An 18097-nucleotide genomic window follows, 5' to 3' on the forward strand; every position below is an offset into this window, starting at 1 on the left:
CCGGCCCGGGCCGCTGTCACCTGCCGGTCTGCGGACTGTAGGGCTGCAGGAGTTGGTCGACGGGTGCGTGATCGTCGGTGAGCAGGGGGGCGTCGCCGATCCAGGCGTCGAGGTCCCCGCCGCTGGTGATCTTCCAGCCGGTGTGCCGGGCGTCCAGCTCGTGCTGTGTCGCGCGAAGGTCGACCGGTCGGTCGGAGGCGAGCACCACCAGGTTGCCGCCGACGGAGTCGGCAGGCGGGCCCTGGCCGATGTCGGCGGGTTCGCCGAGGACGGCGACGTGCTCGAAGGTCTCACGCAGGGTGGCCACTTCGGCCCGTGCGAAGTCCATGCCTCCGTGATCGATGAGGTTGGCGACGTACAGACCGTCCTCGTCGAGCACGCGCCGTACGTCGGTCATCGCTTCCACCGTGGTGAGGTGCCACGGCACGCTCACACCTCCGAAGGCGTCGCCGACGACGAGGTCACGACTGGCGGTGTCCAGGCGCCGCAGCCCCAGTCGGCCGTCCTCGACGCGCACGCCGATGCCGGCCTGCGCCGGCAGTCCGAGTTGCTCACGGTTGATCCCCACGACGCCGCCGTCGATCTCGGAGACGAGGCTGCTCGTCCCGGGCCGCGTGGCCGCGAGGTAGCGGGGCAGGGTGAGCCCGCCGCCGCCGAGGTGATGAGCGGTCAGTGCTTCACCGTGCGGAAAGGCGGCCTCCACCGCCGACGCGATGGCGCGCACGTACGCGAACTTCAGATGGGTCGGGTCGTCGATGTCGACGTAGGAGTGCCGCAGGCCGTCCAGGACGAGTGTGCGGCCGTTGCCCCCGTCGGAGTCCGCGACGACCCGTGCGCAGTGATACTTCGTCTCCACGTCGCATCCCCCGGGCGCGACCGTGACGCCGAGGCCGCCGGCTAGGACCAGCAGTGTCAGGGCCGGGGCGCCGCTCCACCCGCGTGTGCGCCACTCCACCCATGCCGAACCCGCCACCAGCGCTGCCCCGAGACCGAGCAGTATCCCGCTGACCGGCAGTCTCGAGACGAGGACGAAGCCGGTGAGCACGGTGCCGACGATGGCGCCGACGGTACCGACTCCGGACAGGCGGCCGACCACCGTACCGGTCTCCGCCAGGTTGGTGAGCCGCAGCTTCGTGACGAACGGGGTCACCGCGGAGAGCAGCGCGCCCGGCACCAGGATGGTGAGGGACGCGATCACCAGGAGCACCGCCGGTGCCCACTCCGCGGTGGTGCGCAGCACGGACGGGGTGAGCGCCACGACCGCCCCGGACACTCCGAGCGAAGGGCCGATGAGCCGACGGGGATCGACCTGATCCGCGATGTGCCCGCCCAGCCAGGAGCCGAAGGCGATGGCGGTGAGCGCGATGCCGATCACCATGGTGCTGGTCTCGAGGGTCAGGCCGAGGTAGGGGGCGAGCAGCCGCAGAGCGACGATCTCGACGACCAGCACCGCTGCCGAGGATCCGAACACCAGCAGTGCGGCGGCCCGAGGACCCAGACCGACACGGCCCGGTGTGCGCTCAGGGGCGGGCGACGACGATTCGGTCACGGGCGACATTCTTGCACGCAGCTCACAGACCGAACGGCACCGTGCGGACCCTCATCTGCCCGCCCCGCAGCGTGACTTGCGGTGGAGGGACGTCGATCGGGTGTCGGCGAAGGGGAAGCGTACGCCGACCAGTCCGAGTGGGTCCCCGGCAAGGAGCTCAACGGGGTTCCAGCACCTCCAGGGTGCCGGTCAGGGTGTCGTAGCTGCGCAGGGTCGTGAGCCGGATGGGCAGCGGTGGCGCCGGCAGCAGCTCCGGGATCCGCCGGTCGGCGTAGGCGCCGGCGCGCCGGGTCCGGCCGAGGGTGATGTGCGGGGCCCAGCGACCGGGCTCGTGGAAGGGGTTGAGGGTCTCGAGCGGGCTGTCCGAGGCCACCGCCTCCCACACGCGGCGGTGCAGGGCGGCAAGCGCGGAGTCGAGGTCCAGCGCCCAGGCCAGCACCGAGGTGGGCCGTTCGAAGCGGACCACGCCGGTGCACCGGACCGGCAGTGGCAGGGCGGCGGCGGCCTCGGCGAGCTCCCAGCGGATCGGGGCGGTCAGCTCCGGGCAGGCGGCCAGGGTGATGTGCGGGCTGTTGGTCGGCGAGCGGTGACGCGCCTGGCTGGGCAGCCCCGCGTCGGCGAGCCGCCGCCAGGCCTCCCGGACCGCTTGTTCCGCCGCCTCGTCCAACAAGAGCTCGACCGTGCGCACCGCGGCAGCCTACCGGCGATCACCTGCACGGTCCCGGCCGACCGGGCCGGTCTCGCAGGCCAGGTGCTGCACCCGAACGGGCGACCCAGGACGGCGACCGCATCCGGTTCCGCCGCGATGGGCGAAATCTCCACCGCCCCTACGCATGCCCGCCCCTGACGGAAGGCTCCTTGCCATGGCCACCCCGCACTGGCTCTTCGGCGACCAGCTCGGCCCGCACTTCCTCGCCCCTGACGGTGAGCGGGGCCCGGACCGCGAGGCGCCGGTGATGATGATCGAGGCGCGGTCGGTCTTCCGGCGCCGACGCTTTCACCGCGCCAAGGCCCATCTGGTGCTCTCGGCGATGCGGCACCGTGCGGCGGAACTGGGTGAGCGGGTGACCTACGTGCGGGCGGAGACGTATCGCGAGGGCCTGCGTCACGCGGTGGGCGACGCGCCCGTCACCGTGTGCCACCCCACCTCGTACGCGGCGCTGCGACTGGTGCGCTCCCTGCCGGGGGTACGGGTGCTGCCCGCCCGCGGATTCCTGGTCGCACACGAGGAGTTCGCCGGGTGGGCCGGGAAGCTCGATGGCAAGCGGCTGCTCCAGGAGAGTTTCTACCACTGGGTCCGAGAACGGCACGACCTGCTGATGGACGGCGGCCACCCGGCCGGGGGCCGGTTCAACCACGACCACGACAACCGCGAGCCCCCGCCGCGCGGCGCCACCGCGCTGGACGTGCCCGGGCCGTACCGGCCGCACGAGGACGACATCGACGCGGGGGTGCGGGAGGACCTCGATCGGTGGGAGCGCGAGGAGGGAGTGCGGTTCGTCGGCCGGGACGGCCCCCGCCGCTTTCCCGCCACCCGGCGGGAGGCCTTGTCGGCGCTGCGCCGTTTCGTGGCGCACCGGCTGCCCTCGTTCGGGCCGTACGAGGACGCGATGCTGGCCGGTGACCCGGTGATGGCCCACAGTCTGCTGTCGTCCTCGATGAACCTGGGACTGCTGCACCCCGCCGAGTGCGTGGAGCGTGCCGAACGGGCCTGGCGGGAGGGCGACGTCCCCGTGAACAGCGCCGAGGGGTTCGTACGCCAGGTCGCCGGATGGCGGGAGTACGTCTGGCACCTGTACTGGCACTTCGGCGACGACTACCGGCACGGCAACGCCCTCGGGCACACCCGGGAGTTGCCGGACTGGTTCACCGAACTCGACGCGGACGCGGTCACCGCCCGCTGCCTGTCCGGGGTGCTCGCCCAGGTCCGTGACACCGGGTGGACGCACCACATCCCCCGGCTGATGGTGCTGGGCAGCCACGCCCTGCAGCGCGGCTGGGATCCGGCCGCCGTCACCGACTGGTTCCACCGCTGCTTCGTCGACGGCTACGACTGGGTGATGCTGCCGAACGTGGTCGGCATGTCCCAGTACGCGGACGGCGGCCGGATGACCACCAAGCCGTACACCTCGGGCGGGGCCTACATCCACCGGATGAGCGACCTGTGCGAGGGCTGCGCCTTCCGGCCGACCGAGCGCACCGGCCCTCGCGCGTGCCCGTACACCGCCGGGTACTGGGCCTTCCTGCACCGGCACCGGCACCGCTTGTCCGGCAACGCCCGGATGCGGCGCGCCGTCCAGGGTCTGGACCGGCTCGCCGACCTCGACGAAGTGCTGCGCCAGGAGCGGCGGCGGGGCGACGGGGTGCCGTGACAAGCCTGTTCGCCGCACAGCGCAGCAACGCCGCCGGCGCTCGCCGTGCCTTGTCGGGACAGCACGGCGAGCGCCGGTCGAGGACGACTACTCCACGATCTTCAGCAGCTTGTTCGCGGTGCCCTGCGCGGGGTTGGAGATCTTGTCGGGTGTGGCGCCGTCGGTGAGGGCCTTGGCGACCTGCTCCGGCGTGGCGTCCTTGTGGCCCGCCAGGTAGACGGCCGCGGCGCCCACGACGTGCGGGGTGGCCATGGACGTGCCCGATATGGTCTTGGTGCCCTCATCACTGTCGTTCCACGCGGAGGTGATGTCGGAGCCGGGGGCGTAGACGTCCACGACCGCGCCGTAGTTGGAGAAGTCCGACTGCTTGTCGTCCTTGGTCGAGGACGCGACGGTGATGGCTTCCTTCACACGGGCCGGGGAGCCCTGCCCGGCGTCCGCGGATTCGTTGCCGGCGGCGACGGCGAAGGTGACTCCGGCCGCGACGGCCTTGCGCACGGCTTCGTCGAGGGCCTCGTCGGCGCCGCCGCCCAGGCTCATGTTGGCGACGGACGGGCCCTGGTGGTTCTTGGTGACCCAGTCGATGCCGGCGACGACCTGCTCGGTGGTTCCGGAACCGTTGTCGTCGAGCACCCGGACGGCAACGATCTTCGCCTTCTTGGCGACACCGTGGGCCGTGCCGGCGATCGTGCCGGCGACATGGGTGCCGTGGCCGTTGCCGTCCGTGGCGTCGTTGTCGTTGTCCACGGCGTCGAAGCCGGAGGCGGCCCGTCCCCCGAAGTCCTTGTGCGTGGTCCGTACGCCGGTGTCGACGACGTACGCGGTCACGCCCTCGCCCGCGCCGTCGGGATAGGTGTACTTGCTGTCGCCGGCGGTGTCCGCCTGGTCCATGCGGTCGAGGCCCCAGGAGGGCGGGTTGTCCTGGGTGGCGTTGATGCTGAACTTCTTGACCTGCACCACCTTGGCGACCGACGGGTCGGCGGCGAGGCGCTTGGCCTCGGCCGACGAGAGGCCACTGGCGGAGAAGCCGTCGAGGGCGGCAGTGTACGTGCGCTTCAGCTTGCCGCCGTACTCCTTGGCGAGCGCGGGCTTGTTCACCTTGTCGTCGAGCGTGACGATGAAGCTGCCAGGTACGGCTCCCTCGGCACCGAGGCCGTACACGGTGCCCTCGGCGGGAGCGGATTCGGGAAGGATCTGCGCGTGTGCCGTCCCGAAGGTCGTCAGGGTTGCGACGACAGCCGTGGCGGTGAGGATCTGCATTCTGCGTGTGAATGCGCGAACTGCCATGTGAGGGTTCTCCTCGTCACTTTTCGTGGGGGGTGTGGGGGGGCGGACCGGAAATGCGTTCGGCCCGCCTCGAACCTGACTCATTGATGTGCGCAGATCAAGAGCTCCACGCCAACTCGCGCCGTATCGGCAGGTCAGTTGCGCGCGAACCGGCCACCCCTCCCGGCGCGTTCATCCCTCACACGCCCGTCGCTCTTACGGACGTTGTGTCGAGGATGTGTGACCATGCACCCGGAGGGGCGGTGATTCCAAACAATCTGGGTAGACAGCGCCGTTCCGCAGCAAGCGATTTCGGACCGGCACTTCGTAGAATCCGAAATTTGCTGCAGCCTGCGCGCCGCGGCGGTAACCAGACCGATTAGTTACCCCGGCCGAGACGCTGCCGCTGCGCGCCACCGACCACCCCGCCTACCTGGCGTGGGCCACCGAGGCGTTCCGGCTCACCACCGGCGGGGTACGGCCGGACACCCGGATCCACACCCCCATGTGCCGCTCCTCGCTGGAGAGCCTGGTCCACGCCGCCCGTACGGTTCGCGAGGAACTCTCACCGTCCTGACGACGAGCCCGGTCGGCCGGGGAGGACGCACCTGCCGCCCTCCCCCGGCCCCTGGGGCGCGCAAGGCCGTTCAGGGGGCCGTGTCGCTGCGGGCCTTGAGGGGGCAGGTGTTGAGGAGTGTCGCGGCGTCTGCTCGTTCGGGCATCGGGACGGTGTGGGAGGCGGGCGGGCGGTGTCCGGGCGTGAGCCAGCTCTCCAGGGCCGTGAAGGCCGTGCGGTGGCATGGCGTGAGCGGGCGCAGATGCTCCGGGTGGGTGTCGACGAGGGCGTCCGTGTGGGTGCCGCCCTCGATGCGGTAGTAGCGGTGCAGTGAGCCGCGGCCGGCCTGGCGCACCATGCGGGCGTAGACGTCCGAGTCCTGAGTGATCGGCAGCAGGACGTCCAGGGTGCCGTGCAGAGTGATCAACGGTTTGCCGATCCGGCCGGTCAGAGCGATCTTCTTCATGGCCTTGTGGACCTCGCGAGGCCGGGCGGCGTAGTCGTAGTCGGCGTCACAGGCCGGCGTGCCCGGCGCGCAGAAGGGCGTGCCCGCCTCGGTCGGGCCGTCGAAACCGGGGTCCAGTTCCTCGCGGTAGATGCGCTGGGTCAGATCCCAGTAGACCTTGTGGTGGTAGGGCCAGAGGAACTCGGACCCCGCCGGGAATCCTGCCGTGTGCAGAGCTCCGCGTGCCGCGTTGGCTCCCTCGCCACCGGCCGCGTGCACGGGGTAGTGGCGCAGCGCCTGGGGCAGGAAGTTCAGCAGGGTGGGGCCGCCCGAGCGCCACAGGGTGCCCTCCCAGTCGACTCCCCCGTCGTAGAGGCCGGGATGCTTCTCCAACTGCCAGCGCACGAGGTATCCGCCGTTGGACATGCCGGTCACCAGGGTGCGTGAGGGCGGGCGTTGATAGTGCCGGGCGACCGTGGCGCGGGCGGCTCGGGTCAGCTGGGTGAGCCGGTCGTTCCATTCGGCGATGGCGTCGCCCGGCTCCTTGCCGTCCCGGTGGAAGGCCAGGCCGGTGTTGCCCTTGTCGGTGGCGGCGTAGGCGTAGCCGCGGGACAGCACCCAGTCGGCGATGGCGCGGTCGTTGGCGTACTGCTCCCGGTTGCCGGGGGTGCCCGCGACCACCAGACCTCCGTTCCATCGGTCGGGCAGGCGGATCACGAACTGGGCGTCGTGGTTCCATCCGTTGTTGGTGTTGGTGGTCGACGTGTCCGGGAAGTAGCCGTCGATCTGAAGGCCGGGGACCCCGCTGGGAACGGCCAGGTCCTCGGGTGTCAGGCCCGCCCAGTCGGCCGGGTCGGTGTGGCCCGAGCCGACCGTGCCGGCGGTGGTCAACTCCTCGAGGCAGGCCGTGCGTTGGTGCTCCGCGCCTGGTACGCGCACCTGCGTGGAGTGCGTGCAGTGGATGGCGTCCGGGCCGGCCGCTGCCGCCGCGGCGGGCGGTGCGAGCGCGCAGGTGAGGGCGGCCAGGGCCAGGCCTGCCGGACCGCCGCGTCGCCGGGGGCGGGTCGGGGGGCGGAATGAGAAGCGCATGCGTGAGCCTCCACCGTCGTGTAAAGGGATGCGCGGGAGGCTATGGCGCGGTTTCGCTGTCACATATGGGGCCAGCGAACACCATCCGGGGTGGCGGGGTGGCTGTCAGCACCACGTGTGGGCTCCTGCTGGCATGCCGTGCGGCTCTTGCCATACACGGTCCTGTAGGAGCCGGGACATGTTCTGCCCTCACACAGGTTCTCGCCACTCGTGGCTGCCCCACCCATGCCGCCCCCGGCACGCGAACGCCGATGATGCAACGCCACACGCCGGCCGCCGCTCCCCCGCTACCGGCGAGGTTCCCCCACATCAGGAGGCAGTCGTCATGGGACAGTCGCACCCTGCGTTCCGCTTCTCCCGGACCGTGGTCCGAGGCATGCGCCGATGGGCTACCGCCGCCGGGGCTCTGGCCCTGACCGGCGGCCTGCTCGCCGCCGCACCCCAGGCATCCGCCGCGGGTCTGACCCAGGTCACCGGGTTCGGCACCAACCCCGGCAATCTGTCGATGTACACCTACGCGCCGGACGCACTGCCCGCCGACGCGCCCGTGGTCGTCGCCCTCCACGGCTGCACGCAGAGCGCCACCGACTACTACGCGCACTCCGGCTGGCCCAAGTTCGCCGACGCCTACGGTTTCGCGCTGGTTCTGCCCCAGACGAGCGGCGCCAACAACGCCAATTCCTGTTTCAACTGGTTCGAGCCGGGCGACAGCGGACGCGGTCAGGGCGAGGCACTGTCGATCAAGCAGATGGTGGACAAGGCCGTCGCGCTCTACGGTGGCGACACCCGGCGCGTCTACATCACGGGCCTGTCGGCGGGCGGCGCCATGACGGCGAACATGCTGGCCGCCTACCCCGACGTCTTCGCGGGCGGGGCCATCGGCTCCGGACTGCCCGCCCGCTGCGCGAGCAGTGTCTCCATGGCGTACACCTGCATGTACAGCCCGCCGGACAAGAGCCCCGCACAGTGGGGGGACTTGGTGCGTGCCGCCGCCCCGGCCGGCACGAACGCCTGGCCGCGCGTGGCGATCTGGCAGGGGACCGCCGATACCACCGTGAAGCCCGCCAACGCCACGGAGCTGCGCGACCAGTGGACGAACGTGTGGGGCATCGGCCAGACGCCCTCCCGTACGGAGAGCCTCGGCGGGGGCACCACACTGAGCGTGTACGACGACGCCTCCGGCCGCTCCGCCGTCGAGGTCTACACCGTCTCCGGCATGGGGCACGGGCTGGCTGTCGACCCGGGCAGCGGTGCGGAACAGTGCGGCAGCGCCGGCACCTACTACCTCGACACCATCTGCTCCAGCTACCACACCGCCCGCTTCTGGGGGCTCGACGGCGAGGAGGAGACCGGCTCCCTGCCCGCGCCCACGGGGCTCACGGTCACGGGGACCACGGAGACCACGGTCTCCTTGAGCTGGCGGGCGGTCACGGGCGCAGCCTCGTACGCCGTCTATCGCGGCGGCACGCAGGTGGGACGTACGACGTCGACTTCCTACACGGACACCGGCCTGGCCACCGGCACGACATACAGCTACACGGCGGCCGCCGTGGACACCGCCGGCAAGGCAGGCAGCGCCTCTCCCGCCGTGCCGGCCACGACCACCGGCTTCACGCCCACCTGCCACACGGCCAGCAACTACGAGCACACGGCCGCAGGGCGCGCCTACCAGAGCGGCGGTTACGCCTACGCCAAGGGTTCGGGTCAGGCCATGGGGCTGTGGAACACGTTCACCAGCCACACCCTCAAGCAGACGGCGCCCGGTCACTACGTCATCGACGAAGCGGGCTGCCCGAGTTGACCATGCGTGGGGACGTCCGTCAGCTATGTGGTCGTCGCTGCGCGCACCGCCCGGCGGCCGACATGAGGTGACGCCGAAGACGAGCGGCGATCTCCTCGGGAAGGGCGGATCGGTTGCCCGCCATTTCCGTCCGCCGATGACTACGAAATGCCCGTCGGGGGTTGTCTCCGGTGACTGGTGTGCTTCTGCGGATCCGCCGAAGGGACGCCGGCGGATCCGCAGAGCACGAGGTCATCGTCTGCGGGCCCAGCCGCCACCGACTCCGGCCACCTGAAGGGCGAGGCACAGCAGTCCCAGCAGCATGACGTTCGTCGAAGAGAACACATCGTTGGTGCTGATCTCTGCCGCGTTGATCAGAAACGCGAAGAAGAACAGCACCGCCGCGACTATGCCGAGCATGAAACGAGCTCCTCTCATTGGGGGTGAAGCCCGTATGCCCCGCCTCCGCCCTTGCACTCACACGCGCTCTGTCTTGGACGCGCCAGGCAGAACGATGCGGGCTGCGACGCGCTTGCCGACCGTTTCCTGATGGACGGACAGGGCGTCGGTCACCGCTTTGACGATCTCCAGGCCATGGCCGCCGATCCGGCCGGGATCAGCCGTTCGGGCTGTGGGGACGGTGGGATCGCTGTCCCACACGACGACTTCCACCGCCCGCGCGGTCAGGCCCAGTTCCACCAGGACGGGTCCTGGAGCGTACTTGTAGGCGTTGGTGACCAGTTCGCTGACCACCAACTGGGTGAGGTGTCTCGCGCGGGCGGGCACCATGAGTCCGTAGTCTTCGCCGGCCTGTCTCAAGAAGGCGACGGCGCGTTGGCGGGCGTCCGCGATGCAACCGTCGTCGCCCCCCAGGGCGAAACCAACCCGAATCAGATGCTCCTCCAGCGTCGTACGCCCATCACCGTCGGTCTCGGATTCCACTGACCCCGCCTTCCCCGGTTCGCTAGCCGATACCCCGTGTCCTGCCGAGCATGCGCGCCCGTCGAGGTCACGGCAGTCACGTGGTGCATGCGGCCGGGGCCATGGGGAAGGATCACCGGAACGTGTCCCGTCCTGGGGGCACCTGGATCGCAGCCGAGGAAACAGTGGCCCACAAGGAAAGAACGGACCGGCGCGGGCGCCTTCATGCCGAGCATCGCGAGGTCGAGGGCATCCGTGTCGTGACGCTGCGGGGCGAGATCGACCATGACGTCCAGGACGTGCTCAGCGAGGCCCTGATCGTGGACGACGGGGCCGTGCCGCCGCGGATGGTCGCCGACCTCTCCGATGTCACCTTCATGGACAGCAGTGGCATCAACGTCTTCGTCGCCACCCACCGACAGGTCAGCAGCGCGGACGGATGGGTACGGATCGCCGGCGCCCAGCCGTCCGTCCTTCGCGTCCTGCAACTGGTCGGCGTCGACACCCTCATCACCTGCCACCCCACCACCGAGCAGGCCCTCCGCCCCGACCTCTGACCCGCCTGCCTCCGAAGGCGGGTCAGCGCGACGTCCTCGGATGGTGGGGTGGGCGGAAGTCGCCAACCATGACGGACACACATCAGTGAGCCTCCGCCCACTTGAAGACGCAGGTCAAAGGACCGGTGTGACTGCCCTCCGTAGCACTCAGGCCGGCCGTGGGCCGCAGTCTCCGGCGTAGATCGTCTGACCGGGGAGACCGGCTCGCTGGTTCCTGTTTGTGCCGGGGCCGGTCACGCCCTGGGGGACGTGACCGGCCTGCCTTCCGGTGGCAGGATGCCGGCTCGTCGGGGTCAGCCCGGCAGATCACCGGTGTAGCGGTAGATGTTGCCGGCCGAGTTCACGCCCCAGACGGTGCCGTCCACGCCTGCTCCGATGTCGGTGAGCGCGCCGGGGATCTGCACCCAGGGGCTGGCGTCGTTGTTTGTGTAGCGGTAGATGTTCCCGCCGGCGTTCGCCCCCCAGACCGAGGTGCGCGAGCCTGCTGAGATCGCCTTGAGTCCGCCGCTGATCTGCTTCCAGTGGCCGCTTTCCTGGTCGCCGGTGTAGCGGTAGATGTTGCCGGCGGAGTTGACGCCCCAGACGGTGCCGTCCGCGGCGGCTCCGATGTCCGTCAACGCGCCCGGGATCTGCACCCAGGGATTGGCGTCGTCGTTGGTGTAGCGGTAAATGTTCCCGGCCGCGTTGACGCCCCACACGTTGGTCCTCGACCCGGCCGAGATCCGAACGAGCGCACCGTTGATCTGCTTCCAGTGGCCGCTTTCCTGGTCGCCGGTGTAGCGGTAGATGTTGCCGGCGGAGTTGACGCCCCAGACGGTGCCGTCCGCGGCGGCTCCGATGTCCGTCAACGCGCCCGGGATCTGCACCCAGGGGTTGGCGTCGTCGTTGGTGTAGCGGTAAATGTTCCCGGCCGCGTTGACGCCCCACACGTTGGTCCTCGACCCGGCCGAGATCCGAACGAGCGCACCGTTGATCTGCTTCCAGTGGCCGCTTTCCTGGTCGCCGGTGTAGCGGTAGATGTTGCCGGCGGAGTTGACGCCCCAGACGGTGCCGTCCGCGGCGGCTCCGATGTCCGTCAACGCGCCCGGGATCTGCACCCAGGGGCTGGCATCGTTGTTGGTGTAGCGGTAAATGTTCCCGGCCGCGTTGACGCCCCACACGTTGGTCCTGGACCCGGCCGAGATCCGAACGAGCGCACCGTTGATCTGCTTCCAGTCGGCCATTCCACGGGCTCCTTGTCGTCTGCAATGTTGCATGCAGACGCTCCCGCGACGGAACGATTCAGCATGCCAACGCGCTCGCGGCATGATCTTTCTCTTGTCCGTAAAGTCGCGTTTACCGGATGCGTCGCGTACTTCGAACTGGGCCGCTGCTGTCGGCGGTTCATCCAGGGGCGACCTGATCAGAGGTCCCACTTGCGGGTTATTCGCAATCACCAGGTTGACGCCGATGAGCGAGCGAGAGCGCCGGAGGGGGCCGGCCCGGGGTGGTCGACGTGCCGGAAGAGGCAGAAGGGCCTGGTCGGCTCGCCTGTTCCTGCCCCGTGCGGTCGGGTGGCCTTCTACGATCCTGTGCATGGATCCCGAGCTGCTGGAACGGATCAGCGCGCGGCGCGCAGAACTGGACGAACTCGAGGAACAGCTGGCCAAGCAGTTGGCACACGTACGGGCGGAGCGGGACGAACTCGCCGTGGCGCCGAACGTGTCCTTGAGCGGGTGAGCGAGCAGCTCGCCGACGAGCGCGCCTCGGCCGCGCCGGCGCCCGGGCAGGTGGGTGGACGGACGGTGATGCTGATCCCGCACCGCGCACCGGACGTGGAAGAGACCATGCTCCCGCCGGACTACCAGCGCATCCTCGCCGCCGTGCGGCAGGCCGCCGGATCTGTCATGGCCCGGCAGGTCGGCGAGGCGCCGGGCGTGGACATCAGCGTGCGGGCCAAGCTGGAACCGTTGCGCGCGAAGCTGGTCAGGCTGGTTGACCGCGGCTGGCTGCGCAAACTGCCCGACGGTCGGTTCACCACCGGCCTGTGAACTGCTCCACCACCGCCTGGGGCAGTGCGGCGCGAGCGTAACCACAGTGCCCCCGGCGGCCGTTGGAATTGTGTGACGAAAACCAAAACGCACGCCGAGGACACCTGCCCGCTTGTCTACCAGTGCCGACTGCCGCTGTCCACGCGCACCGTCAACCACCTCGCCGATCTGCTGCGGCGCCACCTGAAAGCGATCCGGCCCAGGTGGCGGATTCTGCCGCCGAGGAAGATCGCGGTGATCGTCCTGGCCGCACTGCGACACGACCAGCGCATGGCTGACATGGCCGGCGGCAACAACGTGTCCGAATCCACCGTCCGCCGCTGGCGCGACGAACCGATCGGGCTGCTTGCCGCCCAGGCGCCGCGCCTGGACCGCGCCCTGAAGAAGGTCGCCAAGCAGGGTGGGGAGGTGGTCCTATTCGACGGCACCTTCATCCCCACCCAGCGTCGCACCGGAAAGGCCGACCGGCGGAATTACTCGGAAGGCACCACCATCACGGCCTGCACTTCCTCGCCCTGACCGACGAGAGAGGGCGCCTGATCTGGAAATCCGCCGCCCGGCCCGGCCGCACCCATGACAACACCGCCGCCCGCCACGACCGCATCCGGGCCCACCTGCGCGCCGCCGGCCTTGGGCCGCTGGCAGACCTCGGCTTCCGCGGCCTGGACAACGACGTACGCGATCCGGTGATCGTCACCGGCTTCCACGCCAGCCGCACCCACAAGCTCACCCCCAGGCCAGAAGACCGCCAACCGGGTGCTTGCCATCGGACGCGCACCGGTCGAACACGGCTTCGCCCACCTCAAGAACTGGCGGATCCTCACCAAGCTCCGCACCGATCCCGCTCGCGCGACGCGTCTCCTGCGTGCCTTGCTTGTTCTGACGACCCTCGAAGTCAACCGCTGACGGACGATCTACTCCTCAGACTGCCGCCCGCGACCAGCGTGAGCACCTCGAGAACCGGTCACACCAGGCCCCTGACCAGAGTCTTCAAGGTGGCGGAGGCTCAGTGACGTCGCACACAGGCCGTCACAGGCATTACAGGTGACTTTGGGGGTAAGAGCTGCGCGTGTTGGACAGAGGATTGAAGGACACGGCGACCTACATGGACCATGAAGAGGCAGGTGACGACCAGCATCCGCTGGCCACCAGCGCCATATCCGTGTCCGCGGCGTTCGAGGACGACACGGGCATCGCTGAAGCCCGGGACATGGCCCACACCTTCCTGACCCGAGTGCAGGCCGTGCACGGCATTCCGGTCTCCAGCCGGGCCATCGGCATGGTGCAGCTCGTGGTCAGCGAGCTGGTCACCAACGCCCGCAAGTACGCCCCCGGCCCCTGCCTGCTCACTCTCGAGATCGCCGACGGCGCCGCGCGCATCAGCGTGTGGGACAGCAGCACCACCCTGCCGACGATCCTCGCTCCCGACCCCAGCCGGATCGGCCAGCACGGCCTGGAGATCGTGGCCGCCATCTGCGTCGGCTTCGCCATCCACCGTGAGCCGGTCGGCAAGCGCATCACCGCCGACGTCATGCTCGCCGACGACCCCGGCGGGGCCCTGGCCGGCCGCCAGATGCTCTGATCCGGCGCGGCTGCGGCAAGGTCTGCCCGCCGGGGACCGGCGCCGGTATGAGGTGCCTCCTCGCCGTAGTTCTCACGTGCCTCAGCTCTGCGCCGTCCCGGGCCACTCGCCGTAGGGCACCGGGCGGCCCGTGAACGCGTCCAGGACGATGCGCTCGCCGAGGGGCCGGTCCAGCTTCACCGGCACCTTCTTGCCGCGCAGTTCGCTGGTGCACGGACCATCGTCGGAGCCGGTCGTGGATGCGGACAACACCACGCTGCCGCTCGTTTCGAGCACCGTCACGGCCGGGCCGTCGTCGCAGGAACCGTGGGTGGCCACCACGGTGAGGGACCGGCCGTCCTGCGCTGTCTCCGTCAGGCCACCCAGTGGTGCCGGTACGTCGGTGGGCACGTCCTGGCCGAGCGGCTCGATCGGTGACGCGGGAAGCCTGGACGGGCTGACCGCGGCCCGGTTGAGGGGATCGTCGTAGCCCTCAAGGGTGAACAGCCAGGCCGGAACGGTGGCCGGACCGGGGCCCCCGGCATGGTCGAGCGTCCTGTAGGCCTGATCGGCGTGAAGAAGTGGCGCCGCCCCTCGCCGCATGGGTGCCCTGGATGGTGGCCAACGCCCTGACCACCACGGTGTCCACCCTCCTCGCCACCGAGTTGCACGCCCGGTTCACAACCAGTCCGCGTCCGCGCTGCCCGCACCGTCGTCGCGTGCGAGCCGTCGCCTGGGTCCCGGTCACGGGAAAGCCGTGACCGGGACCACTGGATCAGCGACCGCGGACGGTGCCGGCCGCCGCTAGTTGCGGTACCGGAACACGATCCGGCCGCGCGTCAGGTCGTACGGCGGCAGCTCCACCAGCACCCGGTCCTCCAGCATGATCTTGATGTAGTTCTTGCGGATCTTCCCGCTGATGTGCGCGAGCACCTGGTGACCGTTTTCGAGCTCCACGGTGAACATGGCGCTGCGCAGGCACTCGACGACCTTGCCCTCGACTTCGATGACGTTCTTGTTCCTCGTCATCGCACCAGCTCCAGGTTGCTGCTCATCGGCCGGGCGCCGATGCCCTCGAACAGCGTCGAGGCCGCCTGATTGGACTCGTGGACTTCCGCCCAGGCCGCGGTGGCCCCGGAGTGGTGCAGGGTCCCCAGTGCGTGGGCGAGCAGCGCCCGCGCGATGCCGCGGCGCTGCTCGCCGGCCCGGACCGCGACCAGCCCGATGCGCGGCCGTTTCACCCTCACCACCCGGATCAACCCCAGGTAGCGGTCCGGTGCCGCGGCCACCGCGTACTTCGACGGGTCGACGATGGTGTCGCCTTCCGGGCGTGGAAGCACCTCCGCGGGCATCGACTGCCACCCGACGGTCGCCTCGACTTCGTCACGGATCGCGCGGTCCACCGCCCGCAGCTGACTCTCCTCCGCCTGACCGGCGGGCACGATCGTCACGCCCGGTGGTGGCAGGACGTCGGCGAGGCCTGTGACCCGTGGGTCGGTCGGTACGACGTACTCCCACTCGCGGCGCCGGATCGCGAAACCGGCCCGCATCCAGCCCGCGGTCAGCTCGACGTCAGCTGCGTCGACCACCGTGTAGAGCGGGGCCGGCAGTTCCGCCGTCATCGCCTCGGCGAGCCGGTCGAAGGCGGCGTCGTGCCAGGCGTCGATGGTGACGAACAAGCGGCCGTCGGGCCGGTGTTGGGCATGCCCGCGGCCGACCACCAGGTCGTCGTCCAGTGCGTGCCATTGCCTGTCCGCGACGCGCGTGATCAGCACGGCGTTCTCGCCCAGGCCAGAGGTGAAGGGCTTTGTGTTCATCGGAGTCTCCTTCCAGGAGTGCCTCGTTCTCAGGCGCTCCTGGCGACACCGAACGTCAGCCGCCGGACCGTGACGGGTTGAGGGAGCACCCACGGATAACTGTGTTCACGGGGGCTCACCTCCATACGACGATTTCACGGTCCACCGCGAACGTAGCAGCGGGTCGCGGTCTCGCTCAAAGCCTTTTCACCATGTCGCCCGGCCACGCCCGGCCACGCCCGGGCGGCGCGGGGCCGGGGCCGTCGGTGCGGGCCCCGGCCTCGCGGTGGCCGGCCTATACGCGGTCGGCCGCGATCAGGACGTACTGGAAGGAGCCGTCCCGGTAGGACTCGATGAACGCCTCCTCGATCCCGGTGACCAGCGAGGACGTGGCCCGAAGCTCCCAGTAGGGCAGCGTGTCCGGGGTGAGGTCGACGATGGTCTGCGGCACGAGCCGGTTGTCGGCCATGGCGCGCAGATACTCACGGCGGGAGTGGATGTTGCACTCGAAGTGGGCGTTGATCTGGGAGACCCACTTCGACGGCTGGCCGTAGCGGGGGTTCCAGCAGCCGGTGATCGTCACGTACCGGCCACCCACCCTCAGGAAGCGGGAGTGCTCGGCGAACAGGTCGTGGAGGTCGACGTACATGCTCGACTCGTTGTTCCACGACGCCGCGACGCTGCCCTTCTCGAAGGGCGTGTCGAGCATGTTGCACACGCGGGAGCGGACGTGGTCCTCGATGCGCAGTTCTCGCGCGCGCCGGTTGCCGAAGTCGGCCTGGGTGGCGGACAACGTGACGCCCTCGACCTTGCAGCCGAACCGGCGGTGGGCCATGACCATGGACCCGCCGCGGCCGCAGCCGGCGTCGACGAGGGTGTCGTCGGGCCCGATGGCGCCGAGGTGGTCCAAGAGGGTCTCCGCCTGTGCCGACTCGAGGCGGTGCAGTTCCGCGATGAGCTTCTTCTCGTACTCACTGTGCGCCGGGTCGCCGAGCGCGGCGTGGTCCACGGCACCGATGCCGTAGTGGTGGTGGTAGAGCCCGTCCACGTCACCGAGGCGCAGGTTCACCGGTCGCGCCTCGTTGTTCCAGTAGCGGGCGATGTCCCCCTGGTACGGCGTCGCCGGGGCCGGGATCTTCGCGGTGACGGGGGCGGTCGTTTCAGTGGTCACAGAAATATCCGTTCTCTACCAGAAGTCGGGCAGGCTGTAGCGGAAGGTGTTGGTGCGGTGCCAGTCGTGGTTGCCGTCGACCCAGGCGGCCACGCCTCTGAGGAAGCGCAGCACGGGGGGCAGGGGGCAGGCCGCGGCGAGGTCCGCGGCGGCTGCCTCGAAGGCGTGCATGAGTTCGTTGTGGACCTCGACGGCCTTCAAGTAGGCGTCGCGCTCGCAGAGTTGCTCGCATTCCGCGATCACCACCGGCAGGTTCAGGTGTCGGCCCGGGCTGTTGAGTTCCTTGGTGTACGAGTAGAGGTCGTTGACGATGGTGGTGGCGTTGCCCGCGAGGGCGATGACCCGCTGCATGTCCGGCTGGGCGTGCAGGTCCGCGGGCAGTTCGTAGCCGCCGACGGTGTCGGTGATCGTGGGGCAGGGGCGGAAGTTGTTGAACTGGCGCATCGCCAGGTACTCCCACACCTCCGGCATGTGATCGGTCTCCGCCCAGGCGGCCTCGGCGAGGTAACCCATGTGCAGCCGGGCCATGTCGTGCCGGTAGCGGTCGGCCTGGGAGGGCGTGGCCGCGCGGACGAAGTAGTCCATGGCACTGTGGTAGGCCCGGCGCGGGGCGTCCGAGGTGAGCGACTCCTGCCACGCCGGCGCGTACTCCGCGGTGGTGTGGAGATGGTCGAGCGCGGTGTGCGCGAGGAGGATGCGCCCGCCGAGGCCGACGGGCGAGCCGCCGTGGTCCTCGCAGTAGCAGTCGTCCAGCGCGTTCTCCGCGACCATCAGCCGTGTGGCCAGCATCAGGTGGTCGACCGTCGGGGCGTCGGGGTGGCAACCGACCATGTAGCGCCCGACGGAGAAGCCGTCGAACTGCCCCTCCCACTCCTCGGGATAGAGCTGGACCTCGTCCTCCGCCCAACGCTTGATCCGGTTGCTCACCTCTTCGACGCGTACGGGGTCGGGCTCCGGGACGGGATGGTGGTAGAGGCCGGGGACGGCTCGCCCCTCGGCGGGCG

20 protein-coding genes and 2 pseudogenes are annotated in these 18097 nt (G+C 69.9%); 10 read left to right on the forward strand and 12 right to left on the reverse strand.

Annotated features, from left to right (window positions below; genetic code table 11):
- Positions 1–16: 16 nt before the first annotated feature.
- Both K4G64_RS22355 and K4G64_RS22360 read right to left on the reverse strand, forming a co-directional pair.
- Positions 17–1558: a fused MFS/spermidine synthase gene (locus tag K4G64_RS22355; protein WP_221757803.1), complete on the reverse strand. Its 1542-nt coding sequence runs from the start codon at positions 1556–1558 to the stop codon at positions 17–19.
- A 148-nt stretch (positions 1559–1706) separates the two neighbouring features.
- Positions 1707–2237, reverse strand: a complete 531-nt coding sequence (locus K4G64_RS22360; RefSeq protein ID WP_221757804.1) for a 2'-5' RNA ligase family protein — start codon at positions 2235–2237, stop codon at positions 1707–1709.
- A gap of 175 nt (positions 2238–2412) precedes the next feature.
- On the opposite strand from K4G64_RS22360, the gene K4G64_RS22365 reads away from it, so the two are divergent.
- Positions 2413–3921, forward strand: a complete 1509-nt coding sequence (locus K4G64_RS22365) for a cryptochrome/photolyase family protein (protein WP_221757805.1) — start codon at positions 2413–2415, stop codon at positions 3919–3921.
- Positions 3922–4008: 87 nt separating this feature from the next.
- Here the strand turns inward: K4G64_RS22365 and K4G64_RS22370 are convergent, their stop codons facing one another.
- On the reverse strand, positions 4009–5208 hold the full coding sequence (locus K4G64_RS22370; protein WP_221757806.1) for a S8 family peptidase: 1200 nt from the start codon (positions 5206–5208) through the stop codon (positions 4009–4011).
- A gap of 373 nt (positions 5209–5581) precedes the next feature.
- Between K4G64_RS22370 and K4G64_RS22375 the strand changes: the two are divergent.
- A pseudogene (locus K4G64_RS22375) lies at positions 5582–5728 on the forward strand (hypothetical protein); the annotation flags it as partial.
- Positions 5729–5834: 106 nt separating this feature from the next.
- Here K4G64_RS22375 and K4G64_RS22380 read toward each other — a convergent pair.
- Positions 5835–7277, reverse strand: a complete 1443-nt coding sequence (locus K4G64_RS22380; protein WP_221757807.1) for a tannase/feruloyl esterase family alpha/beta hydrolase — start codon at positions 7275–7277, stop codon at positions 5835–5837.
- A gap of 376 nt (positions 7278–7653) precedes the next feature.
- Here K4G64_RS22380 and K4G64_RS22385 point away from each other — a divergent pair, with 376 nt between their 5' ends.
- A complete protein-coding gene (locus tag K4G64_RS22385; protein WP_221757808.1) occupies positions 7654–9078 on the forward strand; it encodes a PHB depolymerase family esterase in 1425 nt (474 codons plus the stop codon).
- A 231-nt stretch (positions 9079–9309) separates the two neighbouring features.
- Here the strand turns inward: K4G64_RS22385 and K4G64_RS22390 are convergent, their stop codons facing one another.
- Entirely contained in the window at positions 9310–9477 is a 168-nt protein-coding gene (locus K4G64_RS22390; protein WP_097222720.1) for a hypothetical protein, read from the reverse strand.
- Between the two features lie 57 nt (positions 9478–9534).
- On the reverse strand, positions 9535–9999 hold the full coding sequence (locus tag K4G64_RS22395) for an ATP-binding protein (RefSeq protein WP_221757809.1): 465 nt from the start codon (positions 9997–9999) through the stop codon (positions 9535–9537).
- Between the two features lie 146 nt (positions 10000–10145).
- On the opposite strand from K4G64_RS22395, the gene K4G64_RS22400 reads away from it, so the two are divergent.
- Positions 10146–10535, forward strand: a complete 390-nt coding sequence (locus K4G64_RS22400) for an STAS domain-containing protein (RefSeq protein WP_374206433.1) — start codon at positions 10146–10148, stop codon at positions 10533–10535.
- A gap of 293 nt (positions 10536–10828) precedes the next feature.
- On the opposite strand, the gene K4G64_RS22405 is transcribed toward K4G64_RS22400, so the two are convergent.
- Positions 10829–11758 carry a tectonin domain-containing protein gene (locus tag K4G64_RS22405; protein ID WP_221757811.1) on the reverse strand — a complete coding sequence of 310 codons (930 nt, stop codon included), beginning with the start codon at positions 11756–11758 and terminating at the stop codon, positions 10829–10831.
- Positions 11759–12110: 352 nt separating this feature from the next.
- Between K4G64_RS22405 and K4G64_RS22410 the strand changes: the two genes are divergently transcribed.
- From K4G64_RS22410 to K4G64_RS22425, 6 genes and pseudogenes are all read left to right on the forward strand, one after another.
- On the forward strand, positions 12111–12254 hold the full coding sequence (locus K4G64_RS22410; protein WP_221757812.1) for a hypothetical protein: 144 nt from the start codon (positions 12111–12113) through the stop codon (positions 12252–12254).
- The gene (locus K4G64_RS22415) at positions 12251–12565 is read left to right on the forward strand and encodes a hypothetical protein (protein WP_308122458.1); all 315 of its coding nucleotides are present in this window, start codon (positions 12251–12253) and stop codon (positions 12563–12565) included. Before K4G64_RS22410 ends, K4G64_RS22415 begins: the two co-directional genes overlap by 4 nt.
- 24 nt (positions 12566–12589) lie before the next feature.
- Positions 12590–13084 (forward strand): hypothetical protein, encoded by a 495-nt coding sequence (locus tag K4G64_RS40370; protein WP_260460803.1) that lies wholly within the window; start codon positions 12590–12592, stop codon positions 13082–13084.
- Between the two features lie 20 nt (positions 13085–13104).
- Positions 13105–13173 (forward strand): annotated as a pseudogene (locus K4G64_RS41105) (hypothetical protein); the annotation flags it as partial.
- Positions 13174–13321: 148 nt separating this feature from the next.
- Positions 13322–13471 carry a hypothetical protein gene (locus K4G64_RS41110; protein WP_308122459.1) on the forward strand — a complete coding sequence of 50 codons (150 nt, stop codon included), beginning with the start codon at positions 13322–13324 and terminating at the stop codon, positions 13469–13471.
- A 199-nt stretch (positions 13472–13670) separates the two neighbouring features.
- A complete protein-coding gene (locus tag K4G64_RS22425; protein WP_221757813.1) occupies positions 13671–14147 on the forward strand; it encodes an ATP-binding protein in 477 nt (158 codons plus the stop codon).
- An 81-nt stretch (positions 14148–14228) separates the two neighbouring features.
- Here the strand turns inward: K4G64_RS22425 and K4G64_RS22430 are convergent, their stop codons facing one another.
- From K4G64_RS22430 to K4G64_RS22450, 5 genes are all read right to left on the reverse strand, one after another.
- Positions 14229–14729 (reverse strand): hypothetical protein, encoded by a 501-nt coding sequence (locus K4G64_RS22430; RefSeq protein WP_221757814.1) that lies wholly within the window; start codon positions 14727–14729, stop codon positions 14229–14231.
- A gap of 201 nt (positions 14730–14930) precedes the next feature.
- Entirely contained in the window at positions 14931–15155 is a 225-nt protein-coding gene (infA, locus tag K4G64_RS22435; protein WP_007386266.1) for a translation initiation factor IF-1, read from the reverse strand.
- The gene (locus K4G64_RS22440) at positions 15152–15943 is read right to left on the reverse strand and encodes an N-acetyltransferase (RefSeq protein ID WP_221757815.1); all 792 of its coding nucleotides are present in this window, start codon (positions 15941–15943) and stop codon (positions 15152–15154) included. Before K4G64_RS22440 ends, infA begins: the two co-directional genes overlap by 4 nt.
- Positions 15944–16217: 274 nt before the next feature.
- Positions 16218–17093 (reverse strand): geranyl diphosphate 2-C-methyltransferase, encoded by an 876-nt coding sequence (locus K4G64_RS22445; RefSeq protein WP_221757816.1) that lies wholly within the window; start codon positions 17091–17093, stop codon positions 16218–16220.
- A gap of 15 nt (positions 17094–17108) precedes the next feature.
- The coding region (locus K4G64_RS22450) for a family 2 encapsulin nanocompartment cargo protein terpene cyclase (RefSeq protein ID WP_221757817.1) at positions 17109–18097 on the reverse strand (989 nt) is incomplete at its 5' end.

Source organism: Streptomyces sp. WAC04114 (genome assembly GCF_019733245.1).
In the GTDB taxonomy this organism is placed as follows: domain Bacteria; phylum Actinomycetota; class Actinomycetes; order Streptomycetales; family Streptomycetaceae; genus Streptomyces; species Streptomyces massasporeus_A.